Consider the following 23,033-nt stretch of genomic DNA (forward strand, 5'->3'; position numbering starts at 1 on the left):
GTAATGAGATCTAAAACGAAATATTGCATAGTCACTCTTCTGATATTTTTTAATTCCCTTTCGCTTTTGGCTCAGCAAAACCATCAGCAACTTTGGTACAATAAGCCTGCAGAAAAATGGACAGATGCTTTACCGATTGGGAATGGACGATTGGGTGCTATGATTTATGCCGGCGTTTTAAACGATCATATTCAATTTAATGAAGAAACCCTATGGACGGGGAAACCTAGAAATTATAACCGTGAGGGGGCGTATCAGTATCTCCCGGAAATTAGAAAGCTGCTTTTTGAGGGCAAGCAAAAAGAAGCCGAAGCCTTGGCTCAGGCTCAATTTATGGGAGTAGAAAGCGAAACTGGCAATCGAAATGCCTGGTTAAAAGCCATTAAAGCAGGCAATGGAATTTTGGGTAATCCTGCCCTGACCACTTATGACGATCATCTTTGGAAAAGCCTGCAAGTGCCATCTTATGAAGGTTGGGAAACAGTTGGTTTGGCCAATGTTGATGGTGCAGTTTGGTTTAGAACTACTTTTGAAGCACCAGCGCATTGGTCTGGAAAAGATTTAGTACTTGATCTTAACAAAATCTTTAATCAGGATTTTACCTATGTTAACGGTGTATTGGTCGGAAATACAGAAGGTGCCGAAGCCCGGAAATATACCGTGCCTGCAAAATTGGTTAAGCCAGGTAAAAACACGATTGCTATTCAGGTTCTTAATTACTACGATCGTGGAGGCATTGGAGGATATAAGGATACCTCAAAACATATCGGCATTTATCCTGCAGGAACAAATGTAGAAAAAGGTATTTCTCTGGTTAAAGCATGGAAATATAAAGTCCAGGATCAAAACCCGCCAGCTATAGCGCAATATCAGGCGAGCTATCAGCCCTTTGGCGATTTCAATTTAAACTTCCATTATGGTAATGCCCCTGTTTCCAATTACAAGCGTTCTTTAGATTTAAATACCGCCATTGCAACAACCAGCTATAGGGTGAATGGAACAAATTATACCCGCGAATATTTTGCCAGTCAACCCAATCAAGCCATTGTGGTTCATTTAACTGCCGATAAAAAAGGATCAATCAGTTTCAATGCAGCATTATCAAGTTTGCATCAAAAATCGAGCATAAAAGTCTTGGGAAATAATACGATTTCGCTCTCTGTACAAGTAAAAGATGGCATCTTAAAGGGCGAAAGTCGATTAACCGCAATCATAAAAAGTGGCTCTATTCAGGTTATTAATCAGAAGATCAGCATTAACCGAGCTGATGAAGTAACCTTGTATTTAACTGCCGGAACCAACTTTATCAATGCTAATGATGTTTCGGGGAATCCGGCATCAGCAAATACAAAGGCCTTAAATTCATTGAAAGGTAAAACCTACAGTTTAATCAAGAAAACGCACATTAAAGAGTATCAGGGTTACTATAATACCTTTAAAGTAGATTTTGGATCGTCGGCTAATGAGAATTTACCTACCAACCAGCGTTTAGAAAAGTTTTCTACTTCCAATGATCCTGCTTTTGCTGCATTATACATGCAGTACGGGCGATATTTATTAATTTCCAGCTCACGTCCGGGCACACAACCTGCTAATCTACAAGGTATATGGAATGATTTGTTAACGCCACCCTGGGGAAGTAAGTATACCACCAATATCAACCTGGAGATGAATTACTGGCCAGCTGAGATTCTTAATCTTTCTGCATTAAATGATCCTTTGTTTCAAAAAATCAAGGGTTTGGCAAAAGCCGGAACATTAACTGCGAAAGAATATTACCATGCAAACGGCTGGGTATTACATCACAATACCGATTTATGGAATGGAACGGCACCAATTAATGCCTCAAATCACGGAATTTGGGTAACTGGAGGTGCATGGTTGAGTCTGCATTTATGGGAACATTATCAGTTTAATCAGGATCGTGATTTTTTACGAAAGGAAGCTTATCCCTTAATGAAACAGGCTGCCTTATTTTTTGAGGATTTCCTGATTAAAGATCCTAAAACAGGGTGGTTGATTAGCACACCATCCAATTCGCCAGAAAATGGTGGTCTGGTAGCCGGACCAACAATGGATCATCAAATCATCCGTTCGCTGTTTAAAAATTGTGTGGAAGCCGCTCAGGTTTTAAACGTAGATCAGGATTTTAGAAAATCGCTTGAGGAAAAAATAAGACAGATTGCGCCAAACCAGATTGGAAAATACGGGCAATTACAGGAATGGCTGGAAGATAAAGATGATACAAGCAGTAAGCATCGGCATGTTTCACACTTATGGGGTGTTTATCCGAGCAATGATATTACCTGGACAGGCAATGAAAAAATGATGAACGCTGCCAGGCAATCGCTGATGTACCGTGGGGATGAAGCTACAGGATGGAGTTTAGCCTGGAAAATTAATTTTTGGGCCAGGTTTAAAGATGGAAATCATGCCATGAAGCTGGTTAAAATGTTAATGAAACCCGCTGTGAATGGTGCAGGTTCGTACGTCAACTTATTTGATGCACACCCACCATTTCAAATTGATGGAAATTTTGGTGGAGCTGCCGGAATTGCCGAAATGATTGTGCAAAGTCACCAAGGTTACCTGGATGTTTTGCCTGCCTTGCCAAAAGAAATACCATATGGGAAGATTAGCGGTTTACGCGCCCGTGGTGGTTTTGAAATGGATTTAAGCTGGGATAGGGGGCTGCTGACTTCGTTGGTAATCAAATCAAATGTTGGAGGCAAGTGCAAAGTGAAATATCTGAATAAGGAAATTGAAATGGATACGAAAGCTGGAGAAAGCTATAAACTGAATGGAGAATTGAAATGAAGATATTAATTCAACTTACGAAATTTCAATGGGCAGCGGGCAGAAGAATTTCGTCAGTTTCTATGGCAAATAACGCTACGACTGACAAAGTTTGGTATCATACAGGCATTAGAAACTCCGTAAGTCAAAACGATCAACTTGCGAAATTTCAAAGAGGAGAGAGGGGTAAAATTTCGCCAGTTTTCACCTTATTTATGATATTAATTTCTCTTTTTTCATCAAACGTATTAGCACAAATCAGAAAAGACATTTCCCTTAACACCAATTGGAAAACCATTGCTGATGAAAAAAACAAAAGTGCTTATAATGGTTTTGAATCGGGTATATACCCACTATCAAACTGGAAAAAAGTAAACGTTCCACATAACTGGGACCAATATGAAGGCTATCAGCGTAAGCTTCATGGCAACAAACATGGCTATGCCTGGTACCGTAAAAGCTTTAAAAGCAGTGAACTTAAAACAGGCAAACGGTTTTTCTTATACTTTGAAGGTGTTGGTTCATATGCTACCGTGTGGCTAAATGGCAAACAAGTGGGCTATCATGCCGGTGGCAGAACAACCTTTACACTTGACATTACTTCAGCGATCAGGTTAAATAATCAGGAAAACATTTTAGCCGTTAGGGCAGACCATCCGGCCAATATTCAGGATTTACCCTGGGTAGATGGGGGTTGCTCAACCGAACGTGGATTTTCTGAAGGTTCGCAGCCTATGGGGATTTTCAGACCTGTTCATCTCCTCTTAACCAATGAAATCAGAATTGAGCCCTTCGGCGTTCACATCTGGAATGACAATAAGATTTCAGAAAAATCAGCTGTTTTAAATTTTACTACAACGGTTAAAAATTATTCAGCGAAAAGCAAGACCGTTACTGTTTTGAATCAATTGATCGATGTGAGTGGGAAAGTAATTAAGGAATTAAAGAAAAATATTAACATTCAATCCGGTAAGGAAATTGAATTGGCTCAAAAGACTAACGAAATCATTAATCCGAAACTTTGGTCGTTAGAAAATCCATATTTATACACTTTAAAAACTTCCATAGTAGAAAATGGAAAACTGGTGGATGAATTAGAAACACCATATGGCATCCGCTGGATTAGTTGGCCGATTGCCGAACAGGCCAATCAGAAAGTGTTTCTACTAAACGGAAAGCCTGTTTTTATTAACGGTATTGCCGAATACGAACACCTGATTGGTAACAGCCATGCCTTTACAAATGAACAGATTTCCTCAAGGGTAAGGCAGATCAAAGCAGCCGGTTTTAATGCTTTTCGGGATGCACACCAGCCACATAATTTATTGTATTCCGATTATTGGGATAAGGAAGGGATTTTATGCTGGACGCAGCTGGCGGCACATATCTGGTATGATACGCCGGCATTCAGATCAAACTTCAAAAAGCTTTTAACCGATTGGGTAAAGGAACGGAGGAATAGTCCGGCAGTGGTTTTATGGGGATTGGAAAATGAAAGTACCTTGCCAGAAGATTTTGCGAAAGAGTGTACCGAACTGATTCGTAAACTTGATCCAACGGCCTCCTCGCAAAGGAAGGTGACAACCTGTAATGGTGGTAAAGGCACCGATTGGGATGTGCCACAAAACTGGACAGGAACTTATGGGGGTAATCCCCTAACTTATGGCGAGGATTTAAAAAGGCAGGTTTTAGTTGGCGAATATGGTGCCTGGAGAACGCTCGATTTGCATGAAGTGTATGCAAACGGAAATGGATATACGGAAAACAAAATGACCGATTTGATGGAAACGAAAGTGCGTTTGGCAGAAACGGTGAAGGATAAAACGGCTGGACATTTCTTTTGGTTGTATAGCTCGCACGATAATCCGGGTCGGGTGCAGGGCGGCGAAGGCTTGCGGGATCTGGATCGAATTGGTCCGGTGAATTACAAAGGCATGTTCACTCCATGGGAAGAACCGACTGATGTTTTTTACATGTTCAGGGCCAATTATGCGCCTAAGCAGACGCAGCCAATGGTTTATATCGTATCGCATACCTGGCCAAACCGATGGAGTAAGCCCGGCGTGAAGGATAGCATCATTGTGTATTCAAACTGCGATGAAGTAGAACTTTTTAACGATATTGATGGTGAATCACTAGGGAAACAGAAACGCGGTGTTATCGGAACGCATTTCCAGTGGAACAAGCCAAACATTAAATACAATTTACTCTATGCAGTAGGCTATGTGAATGGAAAGGCTGTTGCAAAAGATCAAATTGTATTGAATAGTCTTCCGAAATCTCCAAATTTTGATCGTTTGGTGAGCAATACAAACATCTTGAATCCTCAAGAAAATTATAATTATTTATACCGCTTAAATTGTGGCGGACCATCCTATCAAGATCATTTAGGTAACAAATGGTCGGCCGATCAACAGTTATCTGCCAACAGCCAAAATTATGGATCAACCTCATGGACTGCTTCCTTTCCAGGCGTTCCTTCGTTTTTTGCCAGTCAGCGAAGAACTTTTTCACCCATAAAAGGAGCAGCAGACTGGAAACTTTTTCAATCATTTAGATACGGTCGGGATCAGTTGAAATTTAGTTTTCCGGTTCCTGCTAATGGTGAATACCTGGTAGAACTTTATTTTATCGAACCATGGCTGGGTGTTGGTGGTGGAATGCAAGCAGCAAAAATGAGGCTATTCGATGTTGCCGTTAACGATCAGACTGTTTTGAAAGATGTTGATATCTGGAAACAGGTAGGAACAAATCATGTTTTAAAAAAAACGGTTAAAGTAAAGGTAAAGGCAGGTCAGCTCGTCATTTCCTTTCCTCAGATTAAGGTTGGTCAGGCTGTTATTTCTGCCATTGCTATTGCCACGGCAGATCAAAAATTAAAGGTTGGTAAACAGCTTAATACTATCTTAACACTAAGCGACGAACATCTTTTTGTTGCCAAAAGCTGGTTGGATATTGGTGATCAACAATTTTCAACGGCTCAAACCTTGTTCACCCAACTCCCGCCAAATTGGTATGGTGCAGAGTGGATTCAGAAAAGAAATGGCAATGGAACAGTGCCACTAAAATTTAAAGTCAATGAAACAGCTGATGTATTTGTAGCGATGAACCAAAATTCAAAAATGCCCGATGGTTATGAAGCTACCAAAACATCAATAGAAAATAGTGACCAGGAGCAATTCACTGTTTACCGCAAAAGATTTCAAAAAGGGCAGGAAGTACTGCTGGGTGCCGATGTGGCTACGGTGGCAGTTATTCCGCCAAGTGATTTAGCGCCCGCCTATGATTTGAAAACGGTAACCAGTTACCCTGCAAGAGCTGCCAGCTTAAAGGGCGCTGGTATGATAAAGGCAGAGTTGATGGGAAAACAAAGGATAACTTTCACTGCTGCAGAGGGTGGAGTTTTAACATGGAATATTGCAGTGGGAGTGGCAGACACCTATTCCCTCACCATTAAATACCATAATCCACTGGAGAAAAATTTACAGGCCAGGATGGAATTTTTATCTGCCGATGGCACCTTAATGAAAACGGAAGAACTGGAGTTTTTGCCAACTAAAGCAGGTAAATGGAATTATTTAAATACGAATACCGGCAGTATGATTAATGCAGGAAGTTATCAGCTTCGCCTGGTGGCTACTGATGCCAAAAGCCTGACAGTGGACGCTTTAGATGTGCAATAAACGACTAATTTATGCCATTAAATGATTAAACTATAAATTCGTATTTATTTTTATATGAATTATTTGTTTATTAATGAATTTATTGTGACCTTAAACAATTGAAAACTTAAGGATGAATTTCTATTCAAATTAGTATTCAGAATCTAACCAAAAAAATAAAAATCAGATGATGAGATTATCAATTTTAGCTTTATTGTTATGCATTACAAATGTGGCGAACACCTTTGCACAGCAAATGAGTGCAGAAGAAAAAGCAAAATATGAAAAGGCCATTACCGAGCGGGCAGCTAAAATTGTTACGGGTTTGGAAATAAGCGATCAACATAAATCAGATCAGGTAAGAGATCTCATCAAAGATCAATACAGCAATTTGAATGATATTCACACCAGTCGTGACCAGAAAGTAAAACAGATAAAGGATCAGCTTCAAGATAACAAGGTAGAAAGAGATTCTGCACTCGCCAAAGAAAACAGGCGTACAGATGCCGCCTTGAATAAACTCCATCAAAAATACATAGCCAAATTAACCCGCCATTTAACTAATGAGCAGGTAGATCAGGTGAAAAACGGCATGACGTATAATGTACTTCCCATCACTTATAAAGCTTATCAGGAAGAAATTCTCACTTTAACAGCCGATCAAAAAAAGCAAATTATGGTTTGGTTAACTGAAGCTCGTGAACATGCCATGGATGCAGAATCATCCGATAAAAAACATGCCTGGTTTGGAAAGTATAAGGGAAGGATTAATAACTACCTGTCTGCTGCAGGCTACGACCTTAAAAAAGAAGGTATAGAATGGGAAAAAAGACGAAAAGCAAAGGCTCAGGGCAACTAATCTCGTGATGATTATAATTTAATATCTTAAATCGAAATTTTTAATTTTTTTTATTTAAGAATGTTACATTTATATATGAATAATTTTTTATACCTTGTATCTCAATTTACAAACTGGTTTCTTTCGGTAACATATACATTAAGGTGAGATAATGTATTAGAGGGTTTACATGATTGCATTGCTATTTAAATCTTATTGAGGAACAAAATTGTAAAATACATGCTAGCCAAAAAATAACCAACAAAAATCAAGATGAGCCGAGAAAACCTATGCTATAATTAGATTTTTTAATCTGATTAATAACCATCCCTTTTTCAAAAGAAGCCTAAACAATACCCTTTCATAAGCAACAGAATTTATTTGGAATAAGCCTCCGTAATGATTGCTGAAGTGAATGATCACGTGAATAAAAACTAACCAAAATATAATGAACTTAAAATTTTTACTTAAATTTTCGATGGTTTTGCTGCTGTTGATGTCGGCAAATGCTGTCCTCTTTGCCCAGGAGCGAAGAATAACCGGTAAGGTTATAGATCAGGCAGATGGGCAGGGAATTCCGGGCGTTAATGTAAGTCTCAAAGGTTTCCCGAGCAATGTAAGCACCAACAGCGATGGCGTATATACCATCCAGGTTAAGAACAATACAGATGTACTGGTATTCTCTTTTATCGGATACGCCCGGCAACAAATCATTGTAGGTACACAAGCCAGCATTAATGTAAAACTGATATCTGATAATAAAAATTTGGAAGATGTAGTAGTGGTGGGTTATGGAAGTCAGAAGCGGAGCTCTTTAACAGGATCTGTTGTGGATATTAAGGCTTCAGAAATTGAAGATTTACCGGGTACCAATGTGGCTGCCGCTTTAAGTGGTCGTTTGTTAGGCGTTGGTGTGAGTGGTGGTATTGCCCGTCCGGGTGTGCCTGCAAAAATCACCATCAGAAATCCCAATAATATCTTTTCAAAGGATGGCGGAAGCACAGATCCCTTATATGTTATTGATGGTGTAATCCAGATTGATGGTCAGGGTAAACCCGACGCCACCAACTTTGGCAACCTGGATGCTTCAGAAATAGAAAGCATGTCTTTTCTTAAAGATGCATCAGCAGCTATTTACGGAACACGTGGTGGTAACGGCGTAGTTTTAGTCACCACAAAACGTGGAAAAGTAGGGAAACCACGCATCAGTTACAGCGGATCTTATGCCGTAAATGATGAGGCCTACCGAACCAAAATGATGAGCGCCTACGAGTTTGGCCAATACTTCAACATTATGAATGGTCCGAATGGAGGTAACAAACAACCTGGGGTAGATAATTTTTTTACACCCGATGAATTGGCACACTTCAAAAATATCAATTACGACCGACTGGAAGATGCCTGGAAATCGGCTTACGATTTACGCCATACCTTAAGTGTAAGCGGAGGCGCTGATAGGGCAACTTATTTTGCCAATGTTTCTTATAATAAACAAACAGGTAACCTCGCTACATTAGATTATAACCGCTGGAATTTCAGGGCCGGAACAGATGTGGCCGTTACCTCAAATTTTAAGGTAGGTATCCAGGTTTCAGGTAATAACGGCGATTTGGTTAAAACATTCAACAAGGTATCAGGCGAAGGGGTAGAGGACGATTACAAAAACCTCTTGCTAGCACCAAGATATGTGCCTGATTATATTGATGGTTTACCAGTCAAACTTCCGGGAACAACCAATGATTTATCCAGGTATCATTTTGGAGAAATAGATCGCTTAAATAATTTAGCCACTACCAAAACAAATTTATTTACCGTAAATGGCTATGCTGAATATGAACTTCCTTTTGTAAAAGGTTTGAAAGCCAGAATGGCTTATGCACGGAATACCGGAAATTCGGTTGGCGATCAGGTTGGTACGTTTTATACCTTGTATGAATTTAACCGTTTAGGTGAAAACAAACATATTTATGAAGGTGCAACTGTGCTCAGTTCTTTAAAGGTAACCAACGGAGACCGCTTATATTACGCCAATAGCAATCAAAAAAGTGAACAAACCAATTTCGTATTAAACTATGCCAGAGATTTTGGCAAGCATTCCGTAAGTGGATTATTTACGGTAGAAAAATCAGAATCAGAAAACAGCCAGCAGGTAGTTTATAAAGCTGGGCCTATTGCTGCAACCAACGGACAATTTAATTCGGCCACGGGTGCCATTGATGGGTCTACATCTGCCAATGAAGCCGGAACCTTATCTTATGTTGGAAGAGCCAACTATGCTTATGCCAACAAATACCTGGCAGAATTCTTATTCAGAACAGATGCCTCTACCAAATTTGCTCCCGAAAACTACTGGGGTAAATTCTATTCAGGATCTGTTGGATGGGTAATCTCTGAAGAAAGTTTTTTCAAAGTGCCAGCCGTTAACTATTTAAAATTAAGATATGCATTTGGAGTTTTAGGTAACGACCAGACTAAGCCCTGGCTGTGGCGTCAGCGCTATACTTTCCAGGATGGCAAAGGAGCTGTTTTTGGAGGAAATACTGCTGCTACAACCGGTTTCAAAATGGAAGCAGCGCCAAACCGAGATGCAACCTGGAGTACTGAATACAAAAACAACGTGGGTATTGACGCTAAATTCCTTAAAAATCGTTTAAGCGTAAATGTAGAAGGCTATTATAACATGGCCAGAAATATTTTAATTGAGCCGACAGCGAGCCTTCCGGTAACCATTGGTGGTACAGTAGCATCGGTAAACTTTGGTTCAGCAGATTATTTTGGTTATGAATTGGGAATTTCATGGGATGATAAAATCGGTTCTGATTTCAATTATGGTGTAAGTGCCCGTTTTGGATGGAGTGATGATAAGGTTAAAGTGAGCAATTTTAACGCAAATGACAATTTAAAACCCTGGTTAGCCAAACCAAACGCATCATCAGATAATGGTAAGTGGGGATATGATTATTTAGGAATGTTTAAAACACAGGATGAAGTGACCAACTACATTAATCAATATAAAATCACCCAGGTATTTGGCACGCCAGTAGCGCAATTAAGACCAGGAACACTTTACTACAGGGATGTGAGAGGGCAGTTGCAGTCTGACGGTACCTTTGCAGGACCAGATGGAATTATTGATGAAAATGACCAGGTTCAGCTTTCCAGAAAAGCCAATAATCACTACGGTTTCGGTATTACCTTAAAGGCTGGTTATAAAGGATTTAGTGTTGATGCTGTACTTGCAGGTTCATTTGGGGGATGGTCAGAAATCGACGAAAGAAAAGCATTGAATGTTTCAATCGCCAGAAATTTCACCAGCCTGCCTAATATCTGGGGTAATATTTACGATCCGGTTATTAATCCTGAAGGTACCATGCCCAATCCAAATTTTCCGGATATCAACCTAACACCAACCTCTAATTTCTATAAGGTAAGTGCTTTTAGGCTTCGCATTCCGAGTTTCAACGTCAATTATACCTTACCTAAAACATTTGTAGAGAAATTAAAAATAAACAATGCTAGGGTTTTTGTTTCAGCCTTAAACCCGGCAAACCTTTACAATCCCTATACTTATAAAGGTCCGGATGGCGCCTGGGATGCTTATCCAAATTTAAGAACACTTTCCTTCGGACTTAACTTAACCTTGTAAAAGGCGATGATTTATAAATTCAATAATCTAATAATAGAGATGAAAAGAAATAAGATATTAAGTTTAATCGCAGTTGCGGTTTTGCTTTCCGCCAGTTGCAAAGATTCTTTTCTTGAAGAAAAGCGTGACTTGGCCGGATATAATGAAGAAGTTTTTAAAGATGCAGCATTGGCCCAGGGTTACGTAGATTATGTTTACGGCTTGTTTTTGCCTGCAAACAATGCACAATCGCTATCCTGGAATTTAGCTACCGGTAATGATAATTTCGCCAGGACGACAGATGAATTTGCTGGTGAAACAGATTTTAACAAAGTATGGGCAACGATCAGTTATACCAACAGCCATGCCTTAAATTATTTTGGGGCGAGATTAACCACCAGTATTGTTAATAATCCGTATACGAGATTAAAACAGATTAACATTTTTATTGCCGAGATCGATAAATATGGTCTGCCAGAAGATGTAAGAAAACGACTGAAAGGTCAGATGTATTTCTGGAGAGCTTGGCAATACTTCGATTTGGTAAGATTATACGGTGGCGTGCCATTGGCGTTGGTACCACAAGATCCCATTTCAGAAGATGGAACATCGTTGCAAATCCCTAGAAGTTCAAGCTCTGAATGTATTAAACAAATCATCGCAGATCTTGATATGGCCCAATCGTTATTACCAGGTAAATGGGGAAATTCAGATTGGGGTCGCATTACCAGTGGCGCTTGTGCCGCGATGAAAGGCAAAGTGCTGTTAACCTGGGCGAGTCCATTATTTAACCGGACGGATGATATTACCCGTTGGGAATCAGCTTATCAGGCAAACCTGGCTGCAAAAACACTACTGGAAGCAAATGGTGGTGGTTTATTTAAAACCGGCGGCACTGCAAATGGTGTGGCTTGGGGTAACATGTGGTTCTCTGAAGTGAATAATCCGGAAGCCGTTATTGTTTATGGTTTTAATAACCTCGCCATCGGCGGAACAACTACAAAAAATAATGGCTGGGAGCAGGCCGCAAGGTCAAAAGAACTTAATGGCGCAGGCTCGCTTTCCCCAACAAAAGAAATTGTTGATGCTTTCCCAATGAAAGATGGTAAAATGCCGGGTGCCTCAACCACTTATGCTTATGATGCGAAGAAATTCTATAAAAACAGAGATCCGCGTTTTTACAAAACTTTTGTTTATAATGGTGCCATCTGGCCATATGCAGGTAATACAACCTTTAAACAATGGACTTATAAATGGTACAAAACCGCTGCTGAAACAGTACCCAGTTTAACAACGGAAGCGAAAGGTGCCAATTCCAGTGCCATTTACATCAGCAAAGCCACAGATCCGGGAGCATCAAACACCAATGGAAATTTTCAGCAAAACGGTATGGATTTTATGGAAATGCGTTTCGCCGAAGTCGTATTAAATTTGGCCGAATCTGCCATTGGCGCCAATAAATTAGGTGAAGGTTTAGATGGAATAAAGGCAATTAGAGAACGTGCCGGGGTAGAGAATTTAGATGGAGCTTATGGATTGGCTGGTGCAACCAGCAGAGATCAGCTTTTTGGCGCTGTATTAAAAGAACGGAATATCGAATTTGCTTACGAGGGAAAAAGGTTTTTCGATCTAAGGCGCTGGATGTTATTTGATGAAAACTCTCCTACAGCTGCCAGATTAGGCATTAAACCATTAAACGGAACCCGCAGAACAGGGTATTTCATCACGGTAAAATCAGCTGCTGGTGCTAAATACGTTGGTACAAATGATCCATTAATTAAGCCTACTACCGGAAATGCACCAATCATAGACCGTGATCCGGCTACTTATCCAACACCAAATGGAAGTGCAAATTACAATGCATATTTAGATTATTTATATGATAACATATTTGTAATTACCGTGAAGGATGATTTGGATAAGACCAATCCCGCCGACTGGAAATTTAAATGGTACCCCGAATATTATTTCTTTGGCTTGAACGAAAATATTTTAAGTTCGTCACCATACTTGGAGCAAACTACAGGATGGAATAGTTTAAAGGGAGCAGGTACATTTGATCCGTTGAAATAAGATTGATTTACAACATTGAGATAAGTTAGCGCCATCTCGATTTATATATTTGGTTTGGAAGAGGGGAGCAGCGAGTGCGATCCTCTTTTTTTATTCAAGAATGTTACATTTATATATGAATATTATATCTATCTTGTAACTCAGCTTAGCAGCCGATGTTTTAGGCATTTTCAGACCCGAAAAACGGATTGATATTCGTAAGAAGTTAAGCTAAAATCTTTAGATTAAGTGCTAATTTAAAGGATAATGTATTTTCTAACCAAAATTAATAAACCAGGATTGACCAAAGATTGAGTCGAAAAATAAACCTTAATATTGTGCTATTTTAGCGAAGCATTATCGACTTAGCTTTTTGTTTTTCCAACGAGCAAAACACAAATGAAAAAGAACTTTTTAAATCTGCTGTTTTCAGCAGCATTAATACTCTCAGCTGGTTCAGCTTTTGCCCAATATCCTACAATTCCCGAAGATGTGAAGAAATCATCAGATTCAATGATGAAGGAAGCTTATCATCAATCAGATATTGCCTGGGAAAAAGCAAAACCCATCGTGCTGAAAGAAGAGAAAGAAGGCAAGCCTTATATTCCATGGGCTGGCCGGCCAACAGATTTGCCACAATCAGAACTATTGGCTTTTCCAGGTGCGGAAGGTGGTGGAGCTTATAGTTTCGGTGGTCGCGGCGGAAGAGTCATTGTCGTAAAAAATTTAAATGACAGTGGTCCGGGTTCTTTGCGTGATGCCTGTGAACAGGGTGGGGCAAGAATAGTGGTTTTTAATGTTTCCGGGATCATCAGAATCAAAACACCGCTAATTATTCGGGCACCATATATTACCATTGAAGGTCAAACGGCACCAGGTGATGGTGTTTGTGTGGCTGGCGAATCGGTTTGGTTAAACACACATGATGTGATTGTTCGTTTCATGCGTTTCAGAAGAGGCGAAACCTTTGTAGGACGTCGCGATGATGCGATTGGCGGTAATCCGGTAGGAAATATCATGATCGATCACGTTTCGGCAAGCTGGGGACTAGATGAAAATATGTCGATGTATCGCCACATGTATAACGATAGCACCGGTAAAATTGAAGATAAACTGGCAACGGTAAATATCACTATTCAAAACTCTATTTTTTCTGAAGCGTTAGATACCTGGAACCATGCTTTTGGTAGCACATTGGGCGGTGAAAACTGTACTTTTATGCGGAACCTGTGGGCAGATAATGGTGCCCGGAACCCATCTATTGGCTGGAATGGTATTTTCAACTTCGCCAACAACGTAGTATTCAACTGGAACAACAGGTCTACGGATGGTGGAGATTATACTGCATTATTTAATATCGTAAATAACTATTATAAACCAGGTCCGGTTACGAATTTAAAAGAGCCAATCAGCTACAGGATATTAAAGCCAGAATCTGGCCGGAGTAAATTGCCTTATGTGGTTTTCGGTCGTGCTTATGTGGAAGGAAATATTATCGAAGGAAATGAGAAAGTAACTAAAAATAACTGGGATGGTGGCGTGCAGCTGGAGAATAAGAAAGGTGAATTAATGACTTTCGAACAGGCCTCTCCATATTTTGCAGCCATGCGGGTGAAAAAGCCATTTCCAATGCCAAAGATCACTATTCTGCCTACTTTAGCAGCTAAAGAGTACGTATTAACTCATGTGGGGGCAAACCTTCCAAAGAGAGATCCGGTTGATACCCGAGTAATTAAACAAGTAAAAACTGGGAAAATCGATTTCATTGAAGGCGTAAAATTACCTGAAAAGGATTTTGAACACCGTCGTTTACCAAAAGATTCATACAAACAGGGAATCATTACCGATATTAGTCAGGTTGGAGGTTATCCGGAGTATAAAGGCACACCTTACAAAGACTCCGATGATGATGGTATGCCTGATGCTTATGAATTGAAAAACGGTTTAAACCCTAAAGATGCAAGTGATGCCGCTAAAATTTCAAAAAGCGGTTATTCGAATATCGAAGTTTATTTAAATAGCGTGGTTCCTGTTTCAACGGTAAAACCGAATTAAGGGTGGAGAGCTGAAAGGCTAAAGCTAAAAGATTAAAGCGGAAAGGCTAAGGCGGAAAGTTTGTTACGCTTATTGTCATGCTGAGGTACGAAGCATCTCCAGGCGATAGAAGCAAGACTTTAATACCCTACTGCGCAAATATGGAACTGAACAGATGAAGATAATAAACAGTGTGAATGGGATCAAGGGTTTGTCATTCAGAGCGCAGTGAAGAATCTGTAGGCGATGAAAGTAAAGTATTAACATCACCCACTGGCTCCAATGTAAGCGCTTGGGCAAAGACAGTAAATAATAGGTTGCAGATGCTTCATGCTTCAGCATGACAACAATAAAAAAAATGCCAAAAACTAACCACATATTAAAAGTAATACCATTAAAAGCCTTACCGCTATTAGTCGTGGCACTTTTGGTGATGAACTTTTCATTTGCGCAAAAACCAAAACCCATCGAGCCACCAAAACCAATTTTCAAAGGTAAGGATGGTAAAATGGCTTACACGCCTGATGAGCAGGGAAATAGGATACCTGATTTTTCTTATGCGGGTTATATGGCAGGCGAAAAGGCCATTCCATCAGCGATGGTAAAAGTTGTGGTGCCTATGAAAGCTGGTGATGCTACTTTAAGAATTCAATCGGCCTTAAATGCTGTAGCTAAATTACCTATTGGAAAAGACGGTTTGCGTGGTGCAGTTCTACTAGAAAAAGGCACATACGAAGTCGCCGGAACGTTAAAAATCTCAGCTTCAGGCGTGGTGCTTCGGGGCAGTGGAATGGGCGATGATGGAACTAAAATTTTTGCAAAAGGTTTGGATCGGATTGGTGTGATCAGAATTTTAGGTAAAAAAGATAAGATAGAAGAATCGCCGATAGCCATTACAGATGGTTATGTTCCGGTAAATGCACAAAAAATTACACTAGCAAATGCCACTGGCTTTAAAGTGGGCGATAAAATAATTATTCATCGTCCATCAACCAAAGAATGGATTGAAACCCTTAAAATGGTTGAATTTGGTGGAGGTGAAAGTGCTTTGGGCTGGAAACCCGGCACCAGAGATCTGCATTTTGATCGGGAAATTACGGCAATCAATGGTTCAATCCTCAGTTTAGATGTGCCAATAACAACAGCTTTGGATTCGAAATTTGGTGGTGCGACCGTAACGAAATATAAATGGGATGGTCGGATTTCAAATGCTGGTGTAGAGAATTTAAAGCTCGAATCAGATTATCACAAAGAAAATATTAAGGATGAATACCACCGCTGGAATGCTATTTCTTTAGAAAATGCGGAAGATGCCTGGGTTAGGCAGGTTGTATTTGAGCATTTCGCAGGTTCTGCAGTTAATGTGCTCGAAACTGCAAAGAGAATCACGGTAGAAGATTGTAAATCGCTTGCGCCCATCTCAGAAATTGGTGGCGAACGTCGCTATACTTTTTTAACCACCGGGCAACAAACCCTTTTCCAAAGGTTGTATTCAGAATATGGTTACCATGATTTTGCGGTAGGTTTCTGTGCCCCCGGACCTAATGTTTTTGTTCAATGCCAGTCTTATTTGCCTTTCAGTTTTAGTGGTACTATTGATAGCTGGGCATCCGGTGTTTTATTTGATATCGTAAACATAGACGGACAGGCATTAAGTTATTTAAACCGTGGTCAGGATGGACAAGGTGCAGGCTGGAGTGCAGCAAACAGTGTTTTTTGGCAATGCAGTGCTGCAAGGGTAGATAATTATCAGCCACCAACTGCTCAAAACTGGGCTTTTGGAACCTGGGCACAATTTTCAGGCAATGGCTATTGGGATATGTCTAATGAGCAAATCCAGCCAAGAAGTTTATATTATGCTCAGCTAAAAGATAGATTAGGAAACGCTATTGATGACCGGGCTTTCGTACTCCCTGTTGAAACTGAAGCTTCAAGTTCTCCGCCAGTTGATATTGCGCAAAAGCTTACTAAACTTGCTGATAAACCTGCCTTAACCGTATCAGCGTATATTGATGCGGCTCCAGATCGAAATAAAATTTTACTTGATGCCAAACAGGCAAAAAGCATTGATCAAATTGGTTTAGATAAAATTGCTCAACCAGCTAAAGCCGATGCAATGACGATTAAAAACGGTTGGCTGGTTCGTGGAAATGAAATCATTTTAGGCAACCGTCAGGATGTGCCCTGGTGGAATGGAAGTGCCCGTCCACATGGATTAAAAAACACTAAATTTCATATTACCCGATTTGTGCCTGGCCGTTCCGGTAACGGCTTAACCGATGATTTAGATGCCATTACCGATGCTATGAAAAATGGTTCAGTTAAAATACTAGATCACAATTACGGCCTTTGGTACGATAGAAGAAGAGATGATCACGAACGCATCCGCCGGATGGATGGTGAAGTTTGGGCACCTTTTTATGAATTGCCCTTCGCCCGGAGTGGGCAGGAAAAAGCATGGGATGGTTTGAGTAAATACGACATCACTAAATACAACCTCTGGTATTGGGACAGGCTGAAAACCTTCGCTAACCTTGCTGATCAGAAAGGTTTGGTCTTGATTCATGAGGACTATTTTCAACATAATATTATCGAGGCTGGTGCGCATTATGCAGATTTTCCATGGCGCACGACCAATAACATCAACAATACTGGCTTTCCAGAACCTGTTCCTTATGCCGGCGATAAACGTATTTTTATGGCCGAGCAGTTTTACGATCTCAGCAATGAGAACCGCAAGGCTATCCACAAAGCCTATATTCGTAAATGTCTTGAAAATTTTGATGGAAATACAGGTGTAATTCAGTTAATCGGTGCAGAATTTACGGGTCCGCTACACTTTGTGCAATTCTGGCTTGATACCATTAAAGAATGGGAGCAGGAAACGGGCAAGCACCCAATCATTGGTTTAAGTGTTACGAAAGATGTTCAGGATGCTATTTTAGCGGATAAACAAAGAGCGGATGTAGTAGATTTAATCGACATTAGATATTGGCATTACCAGGCTGATGGAACGCCTTATGCGCCACAAGGTGGACAAAATTTAGCTCCCCGCCAGCATGCACGTCTGCTTAAACCTAAGAAAACCTCATTCGAAGAAGTTTACCATGCCGTTTCGGAGTATCGAAATAGATTCCCTGGCAAAGCTGTGATGTATTCTGGCGACAACTTCGATAGTTTCGGCTGGGCGATTTTAATGGCTGGCGGTTCAATGTCTAATGCCAATCATGTAGATCAATCAACGCTGACAGCAATTTCACAAATGAAACCTTTTCTTCTGGTAGATAAAAACACCAAACAATATGGCTTAGAAAATCCAGGTAAAGCGTACGTTTTATACAACGCTGCTTCAATAGCCAGCACTATAGATTTAACGAAGTTCAGCGGGAAATTTAGTGTGAAAATAATAGAGGGTAAAGATGGAAAAGTTTTGAAAGAAGCAAAAATAAGTGGAAATGCCATTTCTAAAATTGATAAAGTTGGAAATGGAGATGAAATAATCCTCATCAATAAAATTTAAGATATGACCATTAAGGCTAAAATATTTTTTCTTTCGATGGCTTGTTTAATGACATTTGCTTGCAAGGAGAAGCCACATTTTGGAGATAAGAGTTTGCTCATTTCTGAAAATGGAAGGTATTTGACAACAGGCAATGGCGAACCTTTTTTTTGGTTGGGCGATACGGGTTGGTTGTTGTTTAGCAAGCTTAACCGCGAAGAGGCCAATACCTATCTGGAAGATCGCAAGCAGAAAGGTTTTAATGTGATCCAGGTAATGGTTTTGCATGAAGTGCCATCTGTGAATATTTATGGCGACTCATTGATCATTAACAAAGATGTGTCAAAACCTGCCATTACCAAAGGGAATGATTTTAAAGACAGCAAAGCTTATGATTTTTGGGATCATGTAGATTACATCATTGATCTTGCCGAAAAAAAAGGAATTTATATGGCACTCGTTCCAGTTTGGGGAACGAACGTAAAAGAGAAAAAAGTCAACGTACCGCAGGCAAAAATTTATGCTGAATTCCTAGCCAAAAGATACCGCGATAAAAGTAACATCATCTGGTTAAACGGAGGAGATATTAAAGGAAGTGATGGCCTGGAAGTATGGAATACAATTGGTCAGACTTTACGGGCGAATGATCCTAACCACCTAATTACTTTCCATCCAAGAGGCAGAACAGGGTCGTCTACCTGGTTTCACAAGGCCAGCTGGAATGATTTTGATATGATTCAATCAGGGCATCGACGTTATGATCAGGACACTTCTGCAAAAGAAACGTTGCATTACGGTGAAGACAACTGGAAATACATTGAAACAGATTATAAGCTGAAGCCGACCAAACCAACTATTGATGGTGAGCCTTCGTATGAAGGAATTCCGCAAGGCTTACATGATACCATCGAACCCCGCTGGACTGATGCCGATGTGAGGAGATATGGATATTGGTCGGTTTTTGCTGGTGCTTTTGGTTACACCTATGGAAATAATGCCGTGATGCAGATGTACAAATTGACAGATAAAAAACCAGCTTATGGTCCGAAAGCGCCATGGACTACGGAGATAAATGCTGCAGGCGCAACCCAAATGAAACATTTAAAAGATTTGATGTTGTCACGCTCTTATTTTGACCGTGTGCCAGATCAAACCTTAATCGCTGGTAAAAACGGAGATCAATATGAGCGTGTGATTGGAACCAGGGGTGAAGAATTCGCCATGTTGTACACTTATACGGGAAAGAATTTCAATGTTCAAATGGGTAAGATAGATGGCGATGAAGTTAAGGCTTCATGGTTCGACCCGAGAACAGGAAAAACGAGCGCTATTGCCACATTTGAAAATAAGGGAATTAAGGAATTTAATCCACCAGGAGAACCTAAAAGCGGTAATGATTGGGTGTTGGTGTTGGAGAAAATATAGTCAAGTCGTCGTTGCGAAGAGGCAAACTGAAGTAATCTCATTCATCGAGTGAGATTGCTTCAGCTCACACCAGCCCGGCTTCGCAATGACGACCGCCATAAACGTCATTGCGGGGAGCTACGATGAAGCAATCTCTGAATTGGAATAAGAAAAATAAAAAATGTTTAAAGCAAAGTTCATATCATCATTCCGCTTAACCATTATTGGTTTGGCTTTGTGTGGATTAACATCTTGCTCAAAACAAGCTTATCTTTTTACCTCATTCCACGAGCCTGCCACAGCAGGTTTAAGACTTTTATATAGCTACGACGCTTACCATTGGACGGACTTGAACAAAACCTTCCTAAAGCCGAAAATCGGTACGCAGAAAGTAATGCGTGACCCATCCATTGTTCAGGGACCCGATGGCACCTTCCATTTAGTTTGGACCTGCAGCTGGAAAGGTGATAAAGGATTCGGTTACGCCAGTTCTAAAGATTTAATCAGCTGGTCGGAACAAAAATTTCTTCCCGTGATGGAAAGTGAGCCGGAAACCGTTAATGTATGGGCACCAGAAATTTTCTATGATGATGAGCAAAAAGAATACATCATCATTTGGGCCTCAACCATTCCTTTTCGGTTTGCCAAAGGTATAGAGGATGAAGATAATAACCACCGGATGTACGCCATTACAACAAAAGATTTTGTGAATTTTTCAAAACCTAAATTGTTTTTAGACCCGGGTTTCAGTGTGATTGATGCCGTGATTGTGAAAAGAGCTGTGAAAGATTATGTATTGGTTTTAAAAGACAACACACGTCCAAATAGAAATTTAAAAGTGGCTTTTGCTGAAAATGCTTTAGGTCCTTATGAGCATGTGTCAGAAACTTTTAGTCCGAAGTTAACGGAAGGCCCAACGGTAGTAAAAGTAAAAAACGACTGGCTGATTTATTTCGATGCATATGGACAAAAGATTTATTCTGCTTATAAAACAGCAGATTTTAAGTCTTTTAAGGATGTAACTACAGAGATTTCCATCCCCGAAGGACATAAACACGGAACGATTATAAAAGTTAAAAGGAAAGTAATTGAGGGATTGAAGGATATAGAAAAGAGACATTAACATTTGCTGTCATCCTGAGGTACGAAGGATCTCCAGGCGATTGAAAACTGCCGCCTGATAAACCAACTTAATCAGAAGTCGTGGGGTAAATTCAGGCAGCGTTAATAGGTTACAGATCCTTCCTTCGTCAGAATGACAGCGGTTAAAATTATAACATGAAAATATTTAAAGCACTTGGTTTAACCTTATCATTTGTACTCGCGTTATTAACTTCGCAAGCACAGGATACCGTGCGTTATATAGGTAAAACCCTCGTAAATGCTGACTATCATCACGGGCAATTAACTCCTGTGGTTGGTGTGCATAGCATTCAAACGTTCAGGGCGAATAGAGAACACCCGGAATTGGCAGAAAACTTTGGCTGGACCTACAACCACGCCCCAATGTTGGCCTATTGGAATAATAAGTTTTATGTAGAATATTTAAGCGACAAGGTGGGAGAAAGCATCCCGCCAGGGCAAACACTGCTTCAATCTTCGTCAGATGGCTATAAATGGAGCAAACCAGATGTGATCTTTCCCATTTACAGAATTCCCGATGGCACCACCAAAGAAGGAAGAACAGATGTATCAAAAGATCTAGATGCAGTAATGCACCAGCGAATGGGTTTTTTTGTATCCACCAAAAATGTATTCCTGGTTTTAGGCTTTTATGCCATCAGTTTTGGTGCAAAAGACGACCCGAATGATGGGCATGGGATAGGTAGAGCCGTAAGAGAAATTCAGGAAGATGGAAAATACGGACCAATTTATTTCATTCACTACAACCCAGGCTATTCAGAAAAAAACACGAAATATCCTTACTTCGAAAAAAGTAAAAATAAAGCGTTCGTTGCGGCATGTAAAGAGTTGCTGGTAAATAAATTAATGACACAACAATGGAATGAAGAAGCGGATCGAAAAGACCCTTTAATTACTTTACAGAAACAATATAAAGCCTTCAGTTATTATCACTTATCAGATGGAAGAGTAGTTGGCTTATGGAAAAATGCGTTAACGGCAATCAGCTCTAATAATGGTAAAAGCTGGCCGGAAAACGCTTCCCGGGCACCGGGTTTTGTAAACAGCAATGCCAAAATCTGGGGGCAAAGAACCGCTGATGGAAGTTATGCGACTGTTTACAATCCCTCAGAATACAGATGGCCACTCGCCATTTCGACCAGCAAAAATGGTTTAGATTATACCAATCTGCTTTTGGTAACCGGAGAAATATCACCCATGCGTTATGGTGGTAATTATAAATCTTACGGTCCACAATATGTTCGTGGAATTATTGAAGGCAATGGAAAACCTGCCGATGGTAAGCTGTGGGTTACATACAGCATGAATAAAGAAGATATTTGGGTTTCTTCGGTTCCCTTGCCCATTACCGATCGAGTAGATGAACAGGTGAATGAGGATTTTTCAAAATTACCAGGAAACAAAGCACTGGAAAAATGGAATATTTATAGTCCTTTATGGGCACCAGTGAAAGTAGAAAATGGTGCCCTTGTGCTAAAAGATAAAGACCCCTTTGATTATGCAAAGGTAGAAAGGGCGTTTCCAGCATCAGCAAAAATCATTACCTCGTTTGCTGTAACGCCGAAACAGAATGACTTTGGCTTATTGGAAATTGAGTTACAAGATGCAAAAGGCTTAGCGACTGTTCGGTTGACTTTCGATACTGTTGGTGTATTGAGTGCAAAGGCAGGAGCGCGTTACAAGAACTTCATGAAGTACGAAGCAGGTAAAAATTACGATATCAAATTGAAATTGGATGCGCATACCCGGTTTTACACGGTAACAGTTAATGGAAAAGATGTATTAACAAGTCTGGCTTTTCAGCCAGTTGCCGAAGTATCGAGGATTATTTTTCGCACTGGTTCTGTTCGTCGCTTTCCTGATGTCGATACACCAGCAGATCAAACTTACGACTTAAAAAATGCAGGCGAATCAGAAAAAAACGAAGCTGTTTATTTGATTAAGTATTTAAAAACGGAGGGATTTTAGGATGAGGGTTAA

Annotated in this window: 10 protein-coding genes; all 10 read left to right on the plus strand. The window is 40.2% G+C overall.

The window, feature by feature from the left end:
- Positions 1-66: 66 nt before the first annotated feature.
- The 10 genes from AN34_RS12135 (at position 67) to AN34_RS12180 (ending at position 23,021) form a co-directional block, all read left to right on the plus strand.
- Positions 67-2,817 (plus strand): glycoside hydrolase N-terminal domain-containing protein, encoded by a 2,751-nt coding sequence (locus AN34_RS12135; protein WP_231625541.1) that lies wholly within the window; start codon positions 67-69, stop codon positions 2,815-2,817.
- Positions 2,814-6,479 carry a malectin domain-containing carbohydrate-binding protein gene (locus AN34_RS12140; protein WP_231625542.1) on the plus strand — a complete coding sequence of 1,222 codons (3,666 nt, stop codon included), beginning with the start codon at positions 2,814-2,816 and terminating at the stop codon, positions 6,477-6,479. The genes AN34_RS12135 and AN34_RS12140 overlap by 4 nt, the downstream gene beginning before the upstream one ends.
- 166 nt (positions 6,480-6,645) lie before the next feature.
- Positions 6,646-7,317, plus strand: coding sequence for a DUF3826 domain-containing protein (locus tag AN34_RS12145; RefSeq protein WP_029285756.1), 672 nt, complete (start codon positions 6,646-6,648; stop codon positions 7,315-7,317).
- A gap of 427 nt (positions 7,318-7,744) precedes the next feature.
- Complete coding sequence (locus AN34_RS12150; protein WP_029285758.1) at positions 7,745-10,942, plus strand: SusC/RagA family TonB-linked outer membrane protein; 3,198 nt, start codon at positions 7,745-7,747, stop codon at positions 10,940-10,942.
- 39 nt (positions 10,943-10,981) lie between these two features.
- On the plus strand, positions 10,982-12,994 hold the full coding sequence (locus AN34_RS12155) for a RagB/SusD family nutrient uptake outer membrane protein (RefSeq protein ID WP_029285760.1): 2,013 nt from the start codon (positions 10,982-10,984) through the stop codon (positions 12,992-12,994).
- 378 nt (positions 12,995-13,372) lie between these two features.
- A complete protein-coding gene (locus AN34_RS12160) occupies positions 13,373-15,028 on the plus strand; it encodes a polysaccharide lyase family 1 protein (RefSeq protein WP_029285762.1) in 1,656 nt (551 codons plus the stop codon).
- Positions 15,029-15,347: 319 nt separating this feature from the next.
- A complete protein-coding gene (locus tag AN34_RS12165) occupies positions 15,348-18,527 on the plus strand; it encodes a DUF6298 domain-containing protein (protein WP_231625543.1) in 3,180 nt (1,059 codons plus the stop codon).
- Positions 18,528-18,530: 3 nt separating this feature from the next.
- Complete coding sequence (locus AN34_RS12170) at positions 18,531-19,931, plus strand: glycoside hydrolase family 140 protein (protein WP_029285767.1); 1,401 nt, start codon at positions 18,531-18,533, stop codon at positions 19,929-19,931.
- Positions 19,932-20,091: 160 nt separating this feature from the next.
- Positions 20,092-21,033, plus strand: a complete 942-nt coding sequence (locus AN34_RS12175; RefSeq protein WP_036677121.1) for a glycoside hydrolase family 43 protein — start codon at positions 20,092-20,094, stop codon at positions 21,031-21,033.
- Positions 21,034-21,188: 155 nt separating this feature from the next.
- Positions 21,189-23,021 (plus strand): hypothetical protein, encoded by a 1,833-nt coding sequence (locus AN34_RS12180; protein ID WP_029285771.1) that lies wholly within the window; start codon positions 21,189-21,191, stop codon positions 23,019-23,021.
- Positions 23,022-23,033: the final 12 nt, after the last annotated feature.

It is taken from the genome of Pedobacter sp. R20-19 (assembly GCF_000708265.2).
Taxonomy (GTDB): Bacteria; Bacteroidota; Bacteroidia; order Sphingobacteriales; family Sphingobacteriaceae; genus Pedobacter.

Bases quoted from the DNA above. Each gene is read 5' to 3' on its own strand.
- AN34_RS12150 (WP_029285758.1), top strand. From the start codon at position 7,745: ATGAACTTAAAATTTTTACTTAAATTTTCGATGGTTTTGCTGCTGTTG.
- AN34_RS12165 (WP_231625543.1), top strand. From the start codon at position 15,348: ATGACAACAATAAAAAAAATGCCAAAAACTAACCACATATTAAAAGTA.
- AN34_RS12155 (WP_029285760.1), top strand. From the start codon at position 10,982: ATGAAAAGAAATAAGATATTAAGTTTAATCGCAGTTGCGGTTTTGCTT.
- AN34_RS12145 (WP_029285756.1), top strand. From the start codon at position 6,646: ATGATGAGATTATCAATTTTAGCTTTATTGTTATGCATTACAAATGTG.
- AN34_RS12180 (WP_029285771.1), top strand. From the start codon at position 21,189: ATGAAAATATTTAAAGCACTTGGTTTAACCTTATCATTTGTACTCGCG.
- AN34_RS12175 (WP_036677121.1), top strand. From the start codon at position 20,092: ATGTTTAAAGCAAAGTTCATATCATCATTCCGCTTAACCATTATTGGT.
- AN34_RS12140 (WP_231625542.1), top strand. From the start codon at position 2,814: ATGAAGATATTAATTCAACTTACGAAATTTCAATGGGCAGCGGGCAGA.
- AN34_RS12170 (WP_029285767.1), top strand. From the start codon at position 18,531: ATGACCATTAAGGCTAAAATATTTTTTCTTTCGATGGCTTGTTTAATG.
- AN34_RS12160 (WP_029285762.1), top strand. From the start codon at position 13,373: ATGAAAAAGAACTTTTTAAATCTGCTGTTTTCAGCAGCATTAATACTC.